Origin of the sequence: Acerihabitans sp., from assembly GCF_036398755.1 — a bacterium.
In the GTDB taxonomy this organism is placed as follows: Bacteria; Pseudomonadota; Gammaproteobacteria; order Enterobacterales; family Enterobacteriaceae; genus Acerihabitans.
This window is the reverse complement of sequence record NZ_DASWOM010000147.1, coordinates 17,798-30,186: the sequence shown is the minus strand read 5'-3', so window position 1 is coordinate 30,186 and position 12,389 is coordinate 17,798. Positions and strand designations below refer to the sequence as shown.

The 12,389-nt window shown below is 56.1% G+C and carries 13 protein-coding genes; 5 read left to right on the top strand and 8 right to left on the bottom strand.

Annotated elements, in window-relative coordinates:
* The 3 genes from VGC33_RS23060 to VGC33_RS23050 form a co-directional block, all read left to right on the top strand.
* Positions 1–439 (top strand): LysR substrate-binding domain-containing protein (locus tag VGC33_RS23060; protein WP_331123103.1); only part of this gene is annotated, 439 nt, incomplete at its 5' end.
* Between the two features lie 173 nt (positions 440–612).
* Positions 613–1,131, top strand: coding sequence for a hypothetical protein (locus VGC33_RS23055; RefSeq protein WP_331123102.1), 519 nt, complete (start codon positions 613–615; stop codon positions 1,129–1,131).
* 147 nt (positions 1,132–1,278) lie between these two features.
* Complete coding sequence (locus VGC33_RS23050; RefSeq protein ID WP_331123101.1) at positions 1,279–1,956, top strand: helix-turn-helix domain-containing protein; 678 nt, start codon at positions 1,279–1,281, stop codon at positions 1,954–1,956.
* Positions 1,957–1,997: 41 nt separating this feature from the next.
* Here VGC33_RS23050 and VGC33_RS23045 read toward each other — a convergent pair whose 3' ends face one another.
* The 8 genes from VGC33_RS23045 to VGC33_RS23010 form a co-directional block, all read right to left on the bottom strand.
* Positions 1,998–2,585 carry a beta/alpha barrel domain-containing protein gene (locus tag VGC33_RS23045; RefSeq protein ID WP_331123100.1) on the bottom strand — a complete coding sequence of 196 codons (588 nt, stop codon included), beginning with the start codon at positions 2,583–2,585 and terminating at the stop codon, positions 1,998–2,000.
* Positions 2,575–3,468 (bottom strand): 2-dehydro-3-deoxygalactonokinase, encoded by an 894-nt coding sequence (locus VGC33_RS23040; RefSeq protein ID WP_331123099.1) that lies wholly within the window; start codon positions 3,466–3,468, stop codon positions 2,575–2,577. Before VGC33_RS23040 ends, VGC33_RS23045 begins: the two co-directional genes overlap by 11 nt.
* Entirely contained in the window at positions 3,465–4,361 is an 897-nt protein-coding gene (locus tag VGC33_RS23035; RefSeq protein ID WP_331123098.1) for a dihydrodipicolinate synthase family protein, read from the bottom strand. The genes VGC33_RS23040 and VGC33_RS23035 overlap by 4 nt, the downstream gene beginning before the upstream one ends.
* A complete protein-coding gene (locus tag VGC33_RS23030) occupies positions 4,355–5,518 on the bottom strand; it encodes a mandelate racemase/muconate lactonizing enzyme family protein (RefSeq protein WP_331123097.1) in 1,164 nt (387 codons plus the stop codon). The genes VGC33_RS23035 and VGC33_RS23030 overlap by 7 nt, the downstream gene beginning before the upstream one ends.
* A gap of 20 nt (positions 5,519–5,538) precedes the next feature.
* Entirely contained in the window at positions 5,539–6,861 is a 1,323-nt protein-coding gene (locus tag VGC33_RS23025; RefSeq protein ID WP_414636981.1) for an MFS transporter, read from the bottom strand.
* Positions 6,862–7,101: 240 nt separating this feature from the next.
* Complete coding sequence (locus VGC33_RS23020; RefSeq protein ID WP_331123096.1) at positions 7,102–8,256, bottom strand: porin; 1,155 nt, start codon at positions 8,254–8,256, stop codon at positions 7,102–7,104.
* A gap of 252 nt (positions 8,257–8,508) precedes the next feature.
* On the bottom strand, positions 8,509–9,420 hold the full coding sequence (locus tag VGC33_RS23015) for a helix-turn-helix domain-containing protein (protein WP_331123095.1): 912 nt from the start codon (positions 9,418–9,420) through the stop codon (positions 8,509–8,511).
* A 185-nt stretch (positions 9,421–9,605) separates the two neighbouring features.
* Positions 9,606–10,394 carry a MipA/OmpV family protein gene (locus VGC33_RS23010; protein WP_331123104.1) on the bottom strand — a complete coding sequence of 263 codons (789 nt, stop codon included), beginning with the start codon at positions 10,392–10,394 and terminating at the stop codon, positions 9,606–9,608.
* Positions 10,395–10,524: 130 nt separating this feature from the next.
* Here VGC33_RS23010 and VGC33_RS23005 point away from each other — a divergent pair, with 130 nt between their 5' ends.
* Positions 10,525–11,220, top strand: a complete 696-nt coding sequence (locus VGC33_RS23005; protein ID WP_331123094.1) for a response regulator — start codon at positions 10,525–10,527, stop codon at positions 11,218–11,220.
* Positions 11,217–12,386, top strand: coding sequence for a sensor histidine kinase (locus VGC33_RS23000; protein WP_331123093.1), 1,170 nt, complete (start codon positions 11,217–11,219; stop codon positions 12,384–12,386). Before VGC33_RS23005 ends, VGC33_RS23000 begins: the two co-directional genes overlap by 4 nt.
* The last annotated feature ends 3 nt before the right edge of the window (positions 12,387–12,389 follow it).

The following is a 12,389-nucleotide window of genomic DNA, read 5'->3' as shown; positions in this document are numbered from 1 at the left end:
GCGGCGGCGGCCTGCAACTGACCGAAGCCGGCCAATTGCTGCTGGCCCGGATCGAAGGGCCGATGCGCGAGGTCGACGAAGCGGTGGCCGCGGCCAGCCGTTGCGGGTTCCGGCCGTCGTCATGCCGACCTATCGCGATGGAGAGGTCTGGTCTGTCCGCGATGGTCAACTCATCATCGAACCACAGCCGGTGTTGCGGCTGTCCTCGCTCCTGACGGTACGCGATGCCGCCGGCGCGGGGGCGGCCCTGTTGCCGCAGTCCCTTATCGCAAACCTGCTGGAAAAAGGCGAGCTGGCGTCATGGGGCATGGCCGACGGCGAAGTCGAGCTTTGGGTCCTGCACACGGCCCGGCGCTTGCAAAGCCCCAAGGTCCGGGCCTTTGTGGCGTTCATGTGCGGCCAGTACCCGAACGGAATTTTCACCCTTTTAGGCCGCTAAACCGGCCTCGTATTAGTTGCAGGCAAAATCTGATTTACCTGATAAGCCTTCCCGCTGTATAAATATAAACGCTATCTAAGAACACCTATTCCAGGGTTATTTCTCTCCCCTGGCTCTTCAGTCTGCTGTTTTCAGATAAAACTATAATTTTTATAATCAATGAGATTATTCAAATGTTTAAAAACTTAAGCAAAACTTTATGTTTTTTTATCCTATTCGCCGCCGCCGACACATATGCCGGAGAAATAAACTTATACTCCGCCAATACTGGTTCGTTTGTATATCATCTAACTGGCAATTATGGACAATATAATGAGTTTTTTGATAACAAATTCTTTTCTATAGAACGTAAATTCTCGGAGGATTCCAAATACAGCGCCTTACTTGGCACGATGAACAATAGTTTTGGCGATCGCTGTTTAGCAATAGGACTGAGAAGAGACTGGATATCGAATGATTCGCGCTGGGTTTTTAAGGGGGTATATGGCTATACCGGCGAATTCTTTTTTAACGCGTTTAGTCAGTGCGGCGATCATGGTTCCTATCGCGATTTTAAAAAAGCGACGGGAATAGGATTTTCACCCTATATTTATCATGCTATTCAATACAATTTCACCGACTACTTCGGTATTGAAAGTGGGATAATTATTCCTTCAGTGTTTGTCGTGAGTGTGCAATGGAGCTTTAGATAAGCCGGAGTAGCCGGCAAAGGACCGGCTATCGCTGTACCTTTGGCGAAGTTTAAGGCGGAAACAGGATATAATGGCGGGGATGAAACGGGATGCCGCCGCCGGTTGCATTACGGGACGATAAGGCTGTGTACCCAGACGGGGAGTAAGATGCTACTACAATCGGTTTATGATGCGTTTCGCTGTATGAACCTGCTGGCCACCCTGAGTGAACCCACGGGTATTCGTGAGATTGGCCGGCGGTTATCGCTGGATTCGGCAAAAGTGACGCGCATTATGCAAACGCTGCTGGCCCTGGAAATGGTACATCGCAACGAAAAGCGCAAGTACTCGCTCGGCCTTGGAGTACATCGTTTTTCAGCCCACGCCATTCATAACTCCACCTTTTACAAAGCGGTGCTTGAGATACTTGAGGAAGTGGGCAATAACCCGGTTTCCATCGTTATCGGCGTACTGAGTGGCCGGGATGTGGTCTATTTAATCCACACCCGGCAGGGGAAAAGCGTGGCCCGGGCGATAGGGAATTATGATTCGGTGCCGGTAACCGACTCGATTATCGGCGTCAAACTGCTTGCCGCACGCAGCGATGAAGAAATAGTCAGCCTGATTGGCATCCATGATTTTCATCTGATAAAAGAAGATATCGACAGCGCACGGCGCCATCAGGTACTGGTGAAGCGCTACCCGCCGCAGGAGTACCGTATGGCCTGCGCCATTCCGGGAATGCAGGCGGCGATAGCGCTGTCAAACCTGAGCGGCGAACGCCTGGAGCTGGAAACCCTGAAAACGTTCCTGGTGTCGGCGGCGCAGAAAATCAGCGGCGGATAGGCGCCGCCGGGCCGGCGTTTCGGTCCGGGGCCTGCCGGACTTCACCCCATCAGCGCCACGGCGCGCCGGCGGGTAAGGGATGGCGGCTGTCCCGGCCGGTAAAGCGCCGATCCGATACCCACGCTATCGTAATGACGCAGATACTCCGCCATATTCTCCTCATCAATGCCGCCCACCGCGCAAAAGGGGATGGCATGGCCAAGCGGCCCTTTGATAAGCCGCGGCCAATTTGCCGGCAGCGCCGCCGCCGGAAAAATTTTCAGCGCGCTGGCGCCAAGCGCGCTGGCGGCAAAAATCTCGGTACTGGTGTAAACGCCGATACAGGTTTTCAGCGCCCGGGCCTGGGTGGCGCGGACGACGTTTTCGTCAAGGTTGGGCGTGAGGATATAATCAGCGCCGGCCTGCGCGCAGGTTTGCACCTGCGCGGTGGTGATGATGGTACCCGCGCCGAGATTAACCTGAAGCCCGAAGTGCCGTTTGATATCCTGGATACTTTGCGCCCAGTCCGGCGAATTGGCCGGGATTTCCACATCGCTGATGCCGCTGTCCACCAGGCCGGTGACATGCTCAATAGCCTCGGACGGGCTTATGCCCCGCAGGATGGCGATGATTTTCCCTTTAAACAGCATCGTCGAATACCTCGTTCAATCCAGTAATAATCGCCTCTTCCGCCGCAAGGGTGGTACAGGGAAAATGGAGTAAATGACACGCCCGCCGATAGCGTTCAAGCAGGATGTCGGAGCCGATGAAGCACACGCTTTCGTGCCGCGCGTGGCCGGTCAAGACTTCATGGCCCACCAGCAGGCCGGATAGCCAGGCCGCGGCGAAGGCGGCGTCGAATTCGCCAAGGATATAACGCCCCCGGCAGCGGAACAGTTCGCTGAGCAGGGTGCTGTCGCCCCGGTCAATGGCTACGGCGGTTTTCACTCCCTGCCGGAACGTCTCATCGCAGAAAGTCTGCTCGCCGAGCCCCTTGCCGACCACCGAATGATTCAGCACCAGGTGGTACAGTTCGCCGGTCATCAGCGTGCGCAGGCTGACGATTTTTTTTTGCCGGCGATCAACGGTTATCCATTTGCTATGGGTGCCCACGGCGGCAAATATCCGCGCTTCGCTGAGGCTCAAGGCGCCCGCCAGCTGCATTTCTTCGCCACGGCAGATTTCGTGCTGCTCACGGCTGCAGATGCCCGGACGCACGGTAACGGGATTGGGCAACACATTTTCCAGCGCCAGGCCACGGGCGGTCAAGTCTTGAAAGCTGAGCGGAAGCGCCAGGTAACCGGCATCAACTATGCCGATATTGCTGCCGATCATGCCGCACAGGATAACCGGCAGTTGCTCGTTGTAATCATCACCCAGCCGCATCAGTTCCTCGCGCAGCACCGCGCCCAACTGCTCGCGCCGGCAGCGGGCGACGCCTTTTTCAGACTGCACGACGCGCGCCACCCTGCCCTGTTTAACGCGCATGGCGCGAAAATTACTGGTCCCCCAGTCGACGGCAATGTAGTTCATTGCGCCCGTGCCAGAATCGCCAACGGCAGATGGTCGGTTATCTCCTGAAGCTCCAGACGCGTCGTCTCGTCGAGCCCCTTCGCCGGATCGCGCACCGCGGCGGTGGCGAACAGTCCGGAACGGTGCAAAATTTCCTTATGAACCGCTACGCCCAATCCTGGCTGAACGCCATAGCGCAGGAAGGGTAAATAGCGGTAAAACAGCGTTCGCGCCGCCTCCCTGTCGTGTTCCCAGGCCTGCAAAATCGCATTTATCACCTCGGGAAATTCACAGGCGGGCATGGTGCCGATAATACCCCGCGCGAGTTCCTCATATAAAAAACCGGCGTTGAGCCCGCCAAAAAGCCCGACCCTGTCGCCCAGCGCAGCCTTAAGCTGGCTGATTTTCAGGGTGGTGGGCGGCTGCTCCACTTTGATGTAGCGAATCTGCGGGAAATCCTCACACAGACGTACCAGGGTGGGAACCGGAAAGCTGACGCCGGTCATTTGCGGCGCGTCCTGAATCATTATCTCGATATCGCTCTGTCGACAGATGTCGCGGTAAAACCGGTAGATTTCGTCCGGGCCGGGTTTTACCACCGACGGCGGGTTGATCATCGCCACATCCGCGCCCCAGCGCTCAACGCGCTTTATCTCCTCAATCGCCACCGGCGCCGCCGCGCCGCCGGTGGCAACCACCAGCGGCAGATCGCCCGTCAGGGCCTTTACGCTTTTGAAAATCGCTTCCTTTTCTTCACCCGTCAGCGCGTAGCCTTCCGAGGCATTACCAAATAATGCCAGACCGTCGATACCCTGCTTAAGCAAAAACCGCACAAGTTTACCCACGGCGGCAAGATCTACCGCCCCCTGGTCATCAAAAGCGGTTGCCAGTATAGGAACATTACCTTTTAACATGCGTCACTCCAGTGATTATCACGTACGCTTTGTTCATTGATTTCAATACCCAGGCCCGGCGCCGTGGGCAGCGCATAATGGCCGTCCCGGCATATCAGGGGCTGGCGCAGCAAGCTATTGGCCAGGTCAAACACCGGCGGCTGGAACTCAAGCATAAAGAAGTTGGGCAGCGCGGCGGCCACGTGGATGGAAGCGGCGATACAAGGACCCAGGCCGACGCTCAGATGCGGCGCCACCAGCAGGTTCCAGGTTTCGGCAAGAGCGGCGATGCGCATCAGTTCAGTGATGCCGGTGCGCCCGACATCCGGTTGCAGAATGTCGACGGCGCGCTGCTCGATATAAGGACGGAACTGATAGCGGGTACGTTCCGTTTCGCCCAGCGCCACCGGCACCGCGCTTTTCCGGCGCAATTCCCGATGGCCCGCGACGTCTTCCGGCAACAGCGGCGCTTCCAAAAAACCGACGTCACAGGCTTTGAGTCCTTCCGCAAGCCTAACCGCCTCGTGAACGCTGTAGTTCCAGTGCGCGTCAATAAAAATGGTGGCCCGCGGCCCGAGCGCTTGCCGGATGGCGCCGACATTTTCCAGATCCTGGTCGACGCCATAGCCAAGCGCCAGTTTTACCGCATTGAAGTTTTTCGCCTGCCATTCCCGGGCCAGCTCGCAGCGGGCTTCAATGGTCGGGCGCGGCAGACCGGAAACATAGCAGGGAACCCGCTCGCGAAAGCTTCCCCCCAGCAACTGGTGGAGCGGCAGCCCCAGAATATGGCCTTTGAGATCCCACAGCGCGATATCCACCGCCGCCAGCGCGTCGATATGGTAGCCGGCGGTATGGCCGCGATCGCGCATTGAGTTGTACATCTGCGCGTTGAGGACATTGCTGCTAAACGGACTGGCTCCCAGCAGCAGCGGTTTAAACAGGTGCGTTATCAACTGCGCGACCACCTGCGGCACCACCGGGGCCAGCGCTTCGCCCCAGCCCACATGGCCGTCATCGCAGGTTATCTTTACCAGGCAGGTTTCCATTTTGCGTGAATAGACGCAGCGATATTCAGGACGATAGTAATAGTCCCCACCGCCTTCATCCGGATCTCCGCCGAGATAAATCTGCTGCGGTTTGATTTTTAACGGGAAACACTGTACGTCGACGATCTTCATATCCACTCCGGTTTTGCGGGTTAATCCAGTTTTTTGCCTGCGGTCTCTTTGGCGAGCCACACGGCGACAAAAGAGATAAGCGCGGTCAGCATGACGTAAAACGCTGGCGACAACGGGTTGCCGGTGGCGGAGATAAGGCCCGCCGAGACCAGCGGCGTTACGCCGCCAAAGACCGCCACCGTCATGTTGTAGGCGATGGCGATGCCGCCGTAACGCAGCGCGGTGGGGAAAAGCTCCGCCATCGCCGCGCCGCAGCCGCCGTTAAACAGGGCCACCAGCATGCCGAGCGTGCTCATGGCGACGATGGAGACGGCGACCGAACCTTGTTCCATCATCATCATCGCCGGGTAGGTCAGCAGGATAAAACCGCCGCAGCCGATAAGCATCAGCGGCCGGCGTCCCCACCGATCGGAGAGATAGCCCGCCAGCGGCATTACGATTGCGACGCTGAACAGGCCGAGCGTGGTAATAAGATAGGAATCGGTATGGGAATAATGCAAATAGGTGGAAAGATAGCTGGGCATAAACGATTGCAGTACCCAGCTGCTCACCGCCTTCACCACGACAAACCCGACGCAAAACAGCAAAGCGCGGCTGGAGGTGGTCAGCGTGGTACGCAGCGGGGAGTGTTCCAGTTTTCCCGCTTTTTGCAGCATATGGAATTCGGCGGAATCTTCCATATTGCGGCGCATATAGAGGCCGCCCAGCCCCAGCGGCGCGGCCAGGAGGAAAGGTATGCGCCAGCCCCAGTCGTTCATTGCCGTCTCCCCCAACTGGTGAGTCAGAAACAGCACCAGCCCGGAACCGCAGACAAACGCCATAAAACTGAAATTTTCGCTCCAGCAGGTCAGGCTGGCCCGACGATGGGGTTGCGCGCTTTCCGCGAGATAGGTGATAACGCCGGAACTCTCGCCCCCCGCGGCGAATCCCTGTACCAAGCGGATCAACACCAGCAGCACCGGCGCGACTATGCCGACGTTCGCATAGGTGGGAAGAATGCCCATCACAAAGGTGGAACAGGACGTGATGACAATTACCGTCACCAAGACTTTCCGGCGGCCCAGCCGATCGCCCATCGAACCAAAGAAAAAGCCGCCCAGCGGACGCATCAAAAAACCGGAACCGAATACGGCGAAGGATTTCAGCAGCGCCACCGTCGGGTCGCTGCTGGCAAAGAAGTTGCTGCCGATGATGGCCGCGAGCGTGCCGTAAAGGCCGAAGTCGAACCACTCGATAAAGTGGCCGATGCCCGCTGACATCATGATTTTAAACGTGCGCTGTCTTTTGGTTTTTAATGTCTCAGCCGGATAAGCCTCTGTCCGGTGAGGAATGGAATTGGTCATTTTATCTCCTTTTCGAAGCGTCTTATGCCTGGCGGTACAGATAGGGGCACCGGCAGGCCTGGGCAGCGTTTTATCCGAATAACCAGCAGTGTATGCGGCTGGCGACGGCAAGCCACCGCACGTGGGCGTTGCGTGAGTGCAGTCATAAAACCCCTGCTGAAATTGCTTCATATGGTGAAGCAATTAGAAAAAAGCCCTTGGATGCGTAAGTATTCGTCCCGATTAAATAAAGTGGTTTTATCAGAACCGGTACCAGAGACGGACCCAGTTTTCATCCGGCTGGTTATCGGTGGTATTGCTGAAGGTGCGTTCGTAATCAATTTGAAAACCATGGGGCAGTTCCGCGGCCACCCCCAGGTAGGTGTGGTTGGTCTGGTAATGCTCCCAGCGCATGCCATCGCCGGCGATATAGGGCTTGACGGCGGTAATGGCCCGGGCGGCCACCGGCCAGCGATAAGACGCCATATATTCCCAACCCCGCGCCTGGCCTTCGAAATAGGCCGCAGGCACCCTGGCGGTACGCCGCGGAATAAAATCATGGTAGTACCCGGCCGTCGCCGCCAGAGTCCAGTTATCCGGTTTCCATTGCGCCGCGATCCCTGTGACCTGTTGATTATAACCGGCGGTCTCCGCGCCCTCGCCAACAGGCGCGCGGCCGATGATATAAGCCCGTGTATAGCTGTAGGCGGCGCTGAGCGTCAAATCCTTGGCGATATGGTAATCCATGCCGCCGGCGCCTCCGGTCTGGCGCTGGTAACGGACATTGTCGGCCCTGATATAATAATCATCCACCGGCGCGTCCCAACTGGCGCTTAGGGTAACCGGTCCCGCGTCCTTGACATACTTGAGCAAATATTTACCGCGGTAGGAGCCATCATAATTACCATTGACGCCATTGTTCGACCCTTGACCGTGCAGATCATTATCCCATACGTCGGTTTTGGCGCCGATGACGCTGTATAAGACGCTGTTTTGCTGGCCGAAGGTCAAGGTACCGTAAGTCTTGCTGGCGATGCCGATATAGTGTTTACGGGTGAAGGTGGTGTCTTTATTATGATCGAAATGGCTGCCGGCCCCGAGTTCATTAAAAATATCGATGCCGACTTCGTAATACCATAATAAGCTCACATCATCATCAAGGTAATAATTTAAAGAAGTATGAATAAAGCTGCCGCTGTCATATCCCCGCTGCATATAGGTGTGATCATCGACCGATCCCATTTTATTACGATACTGCGGCCGGATAAGTCCGCCGAATTGCCATTCCAGCCCGTTAAGCATGGGCAAATTATTGTTTCGGTTAAGCAGGGTTATATCCGCCCTGGCCAAATCAGGCAGGGCACTCAGACTGAACAACGCGGCGGTGAAGAACACAGTCGGTTTCCGTAGGGCCATTATTTTATTATTCCTCTAAAGATTGCGGCATTATTCCCGGCAAAGGTTCGGGTAGCCGGCAGTGTATGCCGGCGGGAGCCTGATGTTACCGCCTATGCGGATTGCGTGAGAGGAGTCATAAAACCATCGGCGATATTGCTTCACATAGTGAAGCAATTAACAAGCGCTGTTTGACTAGGGTGTAATTGCCGGCGGTTCATTACGTTTAATGAATACTGAGCGGCTGAGGTGAGAGTGATGCGTGATAGGGGGTTACGCCTTGTCCAGCCGGGGCACATTGACTTCAGGTCGCTTGACAATGGGAATGAGATAATCGCAGCGAAGAATGTTTTGGGAAAAAAACGCCTTATCATTTCGAGGATGAAATCTTTCAATATCCAGGCCCCTGCGACGCGTCAGGCCTAATAATGGCACCATTGTATCGTAGATTAAGATAATGAAATTTTGAAAATCCTCAATATGGCCCTCATAATTAAATTGCGCGTAATCCCCGCCTTCAAGCATGCATGGCTGGGCCTTGGGCAGGGATTGTGAGAACGTGCCGATCTGGGTGGCGAGGGTATAATCCCGGATAACATCCCGTTCGTTATCATTGGTGATGCCAGGCTCCAGGCGATGTAATCCGTAAAGGACCGGGGGAATAACATCGGCTCCGGCCAGGTACTGACGCCAAAAATGGGAAAGGATATCGGAATGGGAAAATCGCCCTACCCGCTCAATCGAACTGGGATAAATCCGCGTTACGCCCATCAATGGCGTATCGGGGATATTAATAAAATCGGGCTGTGGCAGTTGGGTTTCCCCCAGCCGAATGGGCGGACAAAGACCTTTTGCCGGCCAACAGGCGGAATGCCGATAGACGGCCGGCGTAATTCCAAACTGTCTTTTAAAGGTACGGGTAAAGGTTTGCTGTGAATCAAAATGGTAACGCAGGGCGATATCCAAAATGGTATGGCTGCCCGCGCGTAACGCTGCGGCCGCTCTGGACAACCTGCGCGCCCGTATATAGGCGCCGAGACGTTGTCCGGTTACATCCCGGAATATTCGCTGCAAATGCCATTTTGAATAACCCGATTTTACGGCTACGTCGTCGAGCAATAATGGCAGGTCAAGATGGTCTTCCAGCCAGTTCAACACACCGTTGACGATGTCGGTTTTGATCATATTCTTTTCCTTGGCGCATGGAATAGTTGAATGGGGTATGTCTTATTGCGCGGGATAAAACGCGCAATAGGGGGCAATCCGGCATAATGATGGCTACAGGGGCGATAGCGCCCGGTATGTTGAAACGGGAGAAAACGCATCGGTCCGTCATCCGGGAATGTCGAGCCCGCGCCCTCCCCCCGGAATCAAAAGGTATAAGTGGCAGCCGCGGCCACGGTAGTCTGATTACGTCTGAACACAATCGGGCTTTCGTTTGCATGGTCGCCAAGCCAGGTATAGCCCGCGCTGAACGCGGACCCCCAGTGCTGGGTAAATTGGTGGCCCCAGATCAGATTGCTGTCCACACCGTAAAAACCACCGGCGGCTCGATAACGCGCATAGCCGGACCGCGTGCTTTGTCTGTCATTTACGCCATAAAAGGTATTCATGTAGCGGCCGTCGCCAAAGAGCGCGGACACCTGCAATGCGATCGAGTCGCTGTCATCCTGCAGGGGAATGAATGTGGCCGATGTAGCGTACCGCACACCCTGCCCGTCGCTGAGCGGCAGCGTCGCCTTGCCTTCTAACGACAACCACTGCGTGGCCATCCACCCAACCGTCACCGCGGTTGCAGCCGTAGCGTCAATATTGCCCATGCCTTTAAGCTTGTCGGAACCGTCACGCCAATTGGAATCTCGATCCGAGCGTCCCAGCCCATACCCGAGGGAATGCTCCAGATAAAGACCGTTGTCACTTTGCAGGTTGTATCCCGCCCCTTTTAGCGAATCGAAGAAAAATGCGCCGTCGCGGGCCTGAACGACCGGAACCATTTGCGTGCGCCGTTGGTTTGATCCACTGTAGACGGGGGCGTTCCGGGCCCCCACGCCAAGGGTAAGGCTCTGCTGCGCCGCACTGCTGTCATCGGCGCATACCTGCGCCGTTGCGGCGGAAACAGCTATACAAATCATGTGCAACATCATTTTTTTGGATATCATCATAAACCTCATCACAGTATTATTTCCTGGCCATCTGAAACATCAACGGCCTTGTAACAGAGCAATATTATGAAGAGGCAGTATCAATAAACTGTCAGGGTTTTATGGAGAAACTGTCAAGGTCGCCAAAATGCAGACAAAACGAATACTGGTGATAGAAGATGATGCCGATGCGGCCGATGTGCTGGAGGCGTACCTTCGTCGTGAAAATTACGAGGTCGCCATCGCCGGTGATGGGTTGAAAGGCCTGGATATGGTTAAACGCCTCAAGCCCGATCTTATCCTGCTTGACGTGATGCTGCCCGGTATGAATGGAAGGGAAGTTTTGGCCGCCATCCGGCGCGCCGGCGATATTCCGGTGATTATGGTGACGGCGATGGGCGATCTGCACGATAAAATCGGCGCCCTGCGCTACGGGGCGGACGACTACGTCGTGAAGCCCTACAATCCCGGCGAAGTGGTCGCGCGGGTTCAGGCGGTATTAAGACGCATCGAGTCCCATGGCTCGCGCGAAAAACAGCTGCGCTGGGAGGGACTGTTGGTAGACGAAGAGTCGCTGACCGTCACGGTGACTGATAAAGCGGGCCGCCAGTCCAATCCCGAGCTGACGCCTACTGAATTTGCCCTGCTCATCACGCTTATGCGCACGCCGGTGCGGCCACTCACCCGCCAGCATTTACTGGAGCTCTGCCTGCCGGAAAGCGAGGCTTTGGAACGGGTGGTGGATACGCACATTTATAATTTGCGAAAAAAACTGGAAGCGGCGGGCATCAATAATATTTTGCTTAACGTTCGCGGCGTCGGCTACAGGTTCAGGCAGCCATGAGAAGTCCAAAAAACCAGTCGCTGTGGCGCTGGATTTGCGTGCGGATCCTGACGCTGGCGATTGGATCGGTCATTGCCATCGCCCTGTGCATGTGGCTGCGTTACATCATCCAGAATCTTTGGATCATCTTTCACATGCCCCAGGCGGTGAGAGATGAATTTTTGCCGTTGCGCGATCATCCGGAACTTAACCCTGCCCTGTTTCATCAGATCATGGATCAGCGCTGGGGTATCAATTACTCGGTCCCCTCGCTCGTGCCCGCCGACTGGATAATGGTCGGCGTGCTGGTCGTGGTAATCATTCCCTTTATCGTCGTGCTGGGGCTGCGCGCCGCCCGGCCGCTTTCGGCACAGTTCTTTAACCTGGCTACCTCCGCGCGGGCGGTGTCACGCGGTGAGTTCGGCATCCGTGCCGCCCTGGTAAAAAATGCGCCGGCTGAGCTGGTCCGGTTCACTGACGATTTTAATACCATGACACAGCAATTGGAACGTTATGAACGGGAGCTGCACGCCTCACATGTGGCCATGGCGCATGAACTTCGCTCGCCGCTTACCGCGGCAATTGGCCGTGTGCAAGGAATGCTTGATGGCGTTTTTCAACCGGAGGCGGCACAGCTGGCGATGGTGATGAGGCAACTCCAGCTCCTCAACCGGCTGACTGACGAGCTGCACCTGCTATCGCTAGCCGATGCCGGCCAGCTGACGCTCAGCAAGAGCGCATTAAGTCTGACGGAGGTCCTGAGGGAACGCGCCGCCTGGCTGAAACCGCAGGCCGAAGCGTGCGGGATGACGATTACCGTGGCGACCAATATGCCTTGTCGCTTGATGGCCGATACCTTTCGCCTTGGCCAGGTGTTTACCATCCTGATGGAGAACGCGCTGCGTTATGCCGCCGAAGGCGGGAACCTGTCCATCGGGGTATCCCGGTACGACGCAGGATACGATATTACCTTTCGTGATCATGGCCCGGGAGTGTTACCCGACTTTCTGCCATCAATGTTCGAACGTTTTACCCGCGCCGATTCTTCACGCGCGCGCGATTCCGGCGGCAGCGGACTGGGGCTTTCCATCGCCAGGGCCATTTGTGTCGCCCATGGCGGCAGTATCATGGCGACGCTTCCGGCGGACGGCGGGTTGCTTATCACGGTACATTTACCCGCCCACTAACAG

Coding starts and splice junctions, on each gene's coding strand:
- VGC33_RS23000 (WP_331123093.1), top strand. CDS start 11,217: ATGAGAAGTCCAAAAAACCAGTCGCTGTGGCGCTGGATTTGCGTGCGG.
- VGC33_RS23020 (WP_331123096.1), bottom strand. CDS start 8,256: ATGGCCCTACGGAAACCGACTGTGTTCTTCACCGCCGCGTTGTTCAGT.
- VGC33_RS23040 (WP_331123099.1), bottom strand. CDS start 3,468: ATGAACTACATTGCCGTCGACTGGGGGACCAGTAATTTTCGCGCCATG.
- VGC33_RS23030 (WP_331123097.1), bottom strand. CDS start 5,518: ATGAAGATCGTCGACGTACAGTGTTTCCCGTTAAAAATCAAACCGCAG.
- VGC33_RS23045 (WP_331123100.1), bottom strand. CDS start 2,585: ATGCTGTTTAAAGGGAAAATCATCGCCATCCTGCGGGGCATAAGCCCG.
- VGC33_RS23055 (WP_331123102.1), top strand. CDS start 613: ATGTTTAAAAACTTAAGCAAAACTTTATGTTTTTTTATCCTATTCGCC.
- VGC33_RS23015 (WP_331123095.1), bottom strand. CDS start 9,420: ATGATCAAAACCGACATCGTCAACGGTGTGTTGAACTGGCTGGAAGAC.
- VGC33_RS23050 (WP_331123101.1), top strand. CDS start 1,279: ATGCTACTACAATCGGTTTATGATGCGTTTCGCTGTATGAACCTGCTG.
- VGC33_RS23005 (WP_331123094.1), top strand. CDS start 10,525: ATGCAGACAAAACGAATACTGGTGATAGAAGATGATGCCGATGCGGCC.
- VGC33_RS23035 (WP_331123098.1), bottom strand. CDS start 4,361: ATGTTAAAAGGTAATGTTCCTATACTGGCAACCGCTTTTGATGACCAG.
- VGC33_RS23010 (WP_331123104.1), bottom strand. CDS start 10,394: ATGATATCCAAAAAAATGATGTTGCACATGATTTGTATAGCTGTTTCC.
- VGC33_RS23025 (WP_414636981.1), bottom strand. CDS start 6,861: ATGACCAATTCCATTCCTCACCGGACAGAGGCTTATCCGGCTGAGACA.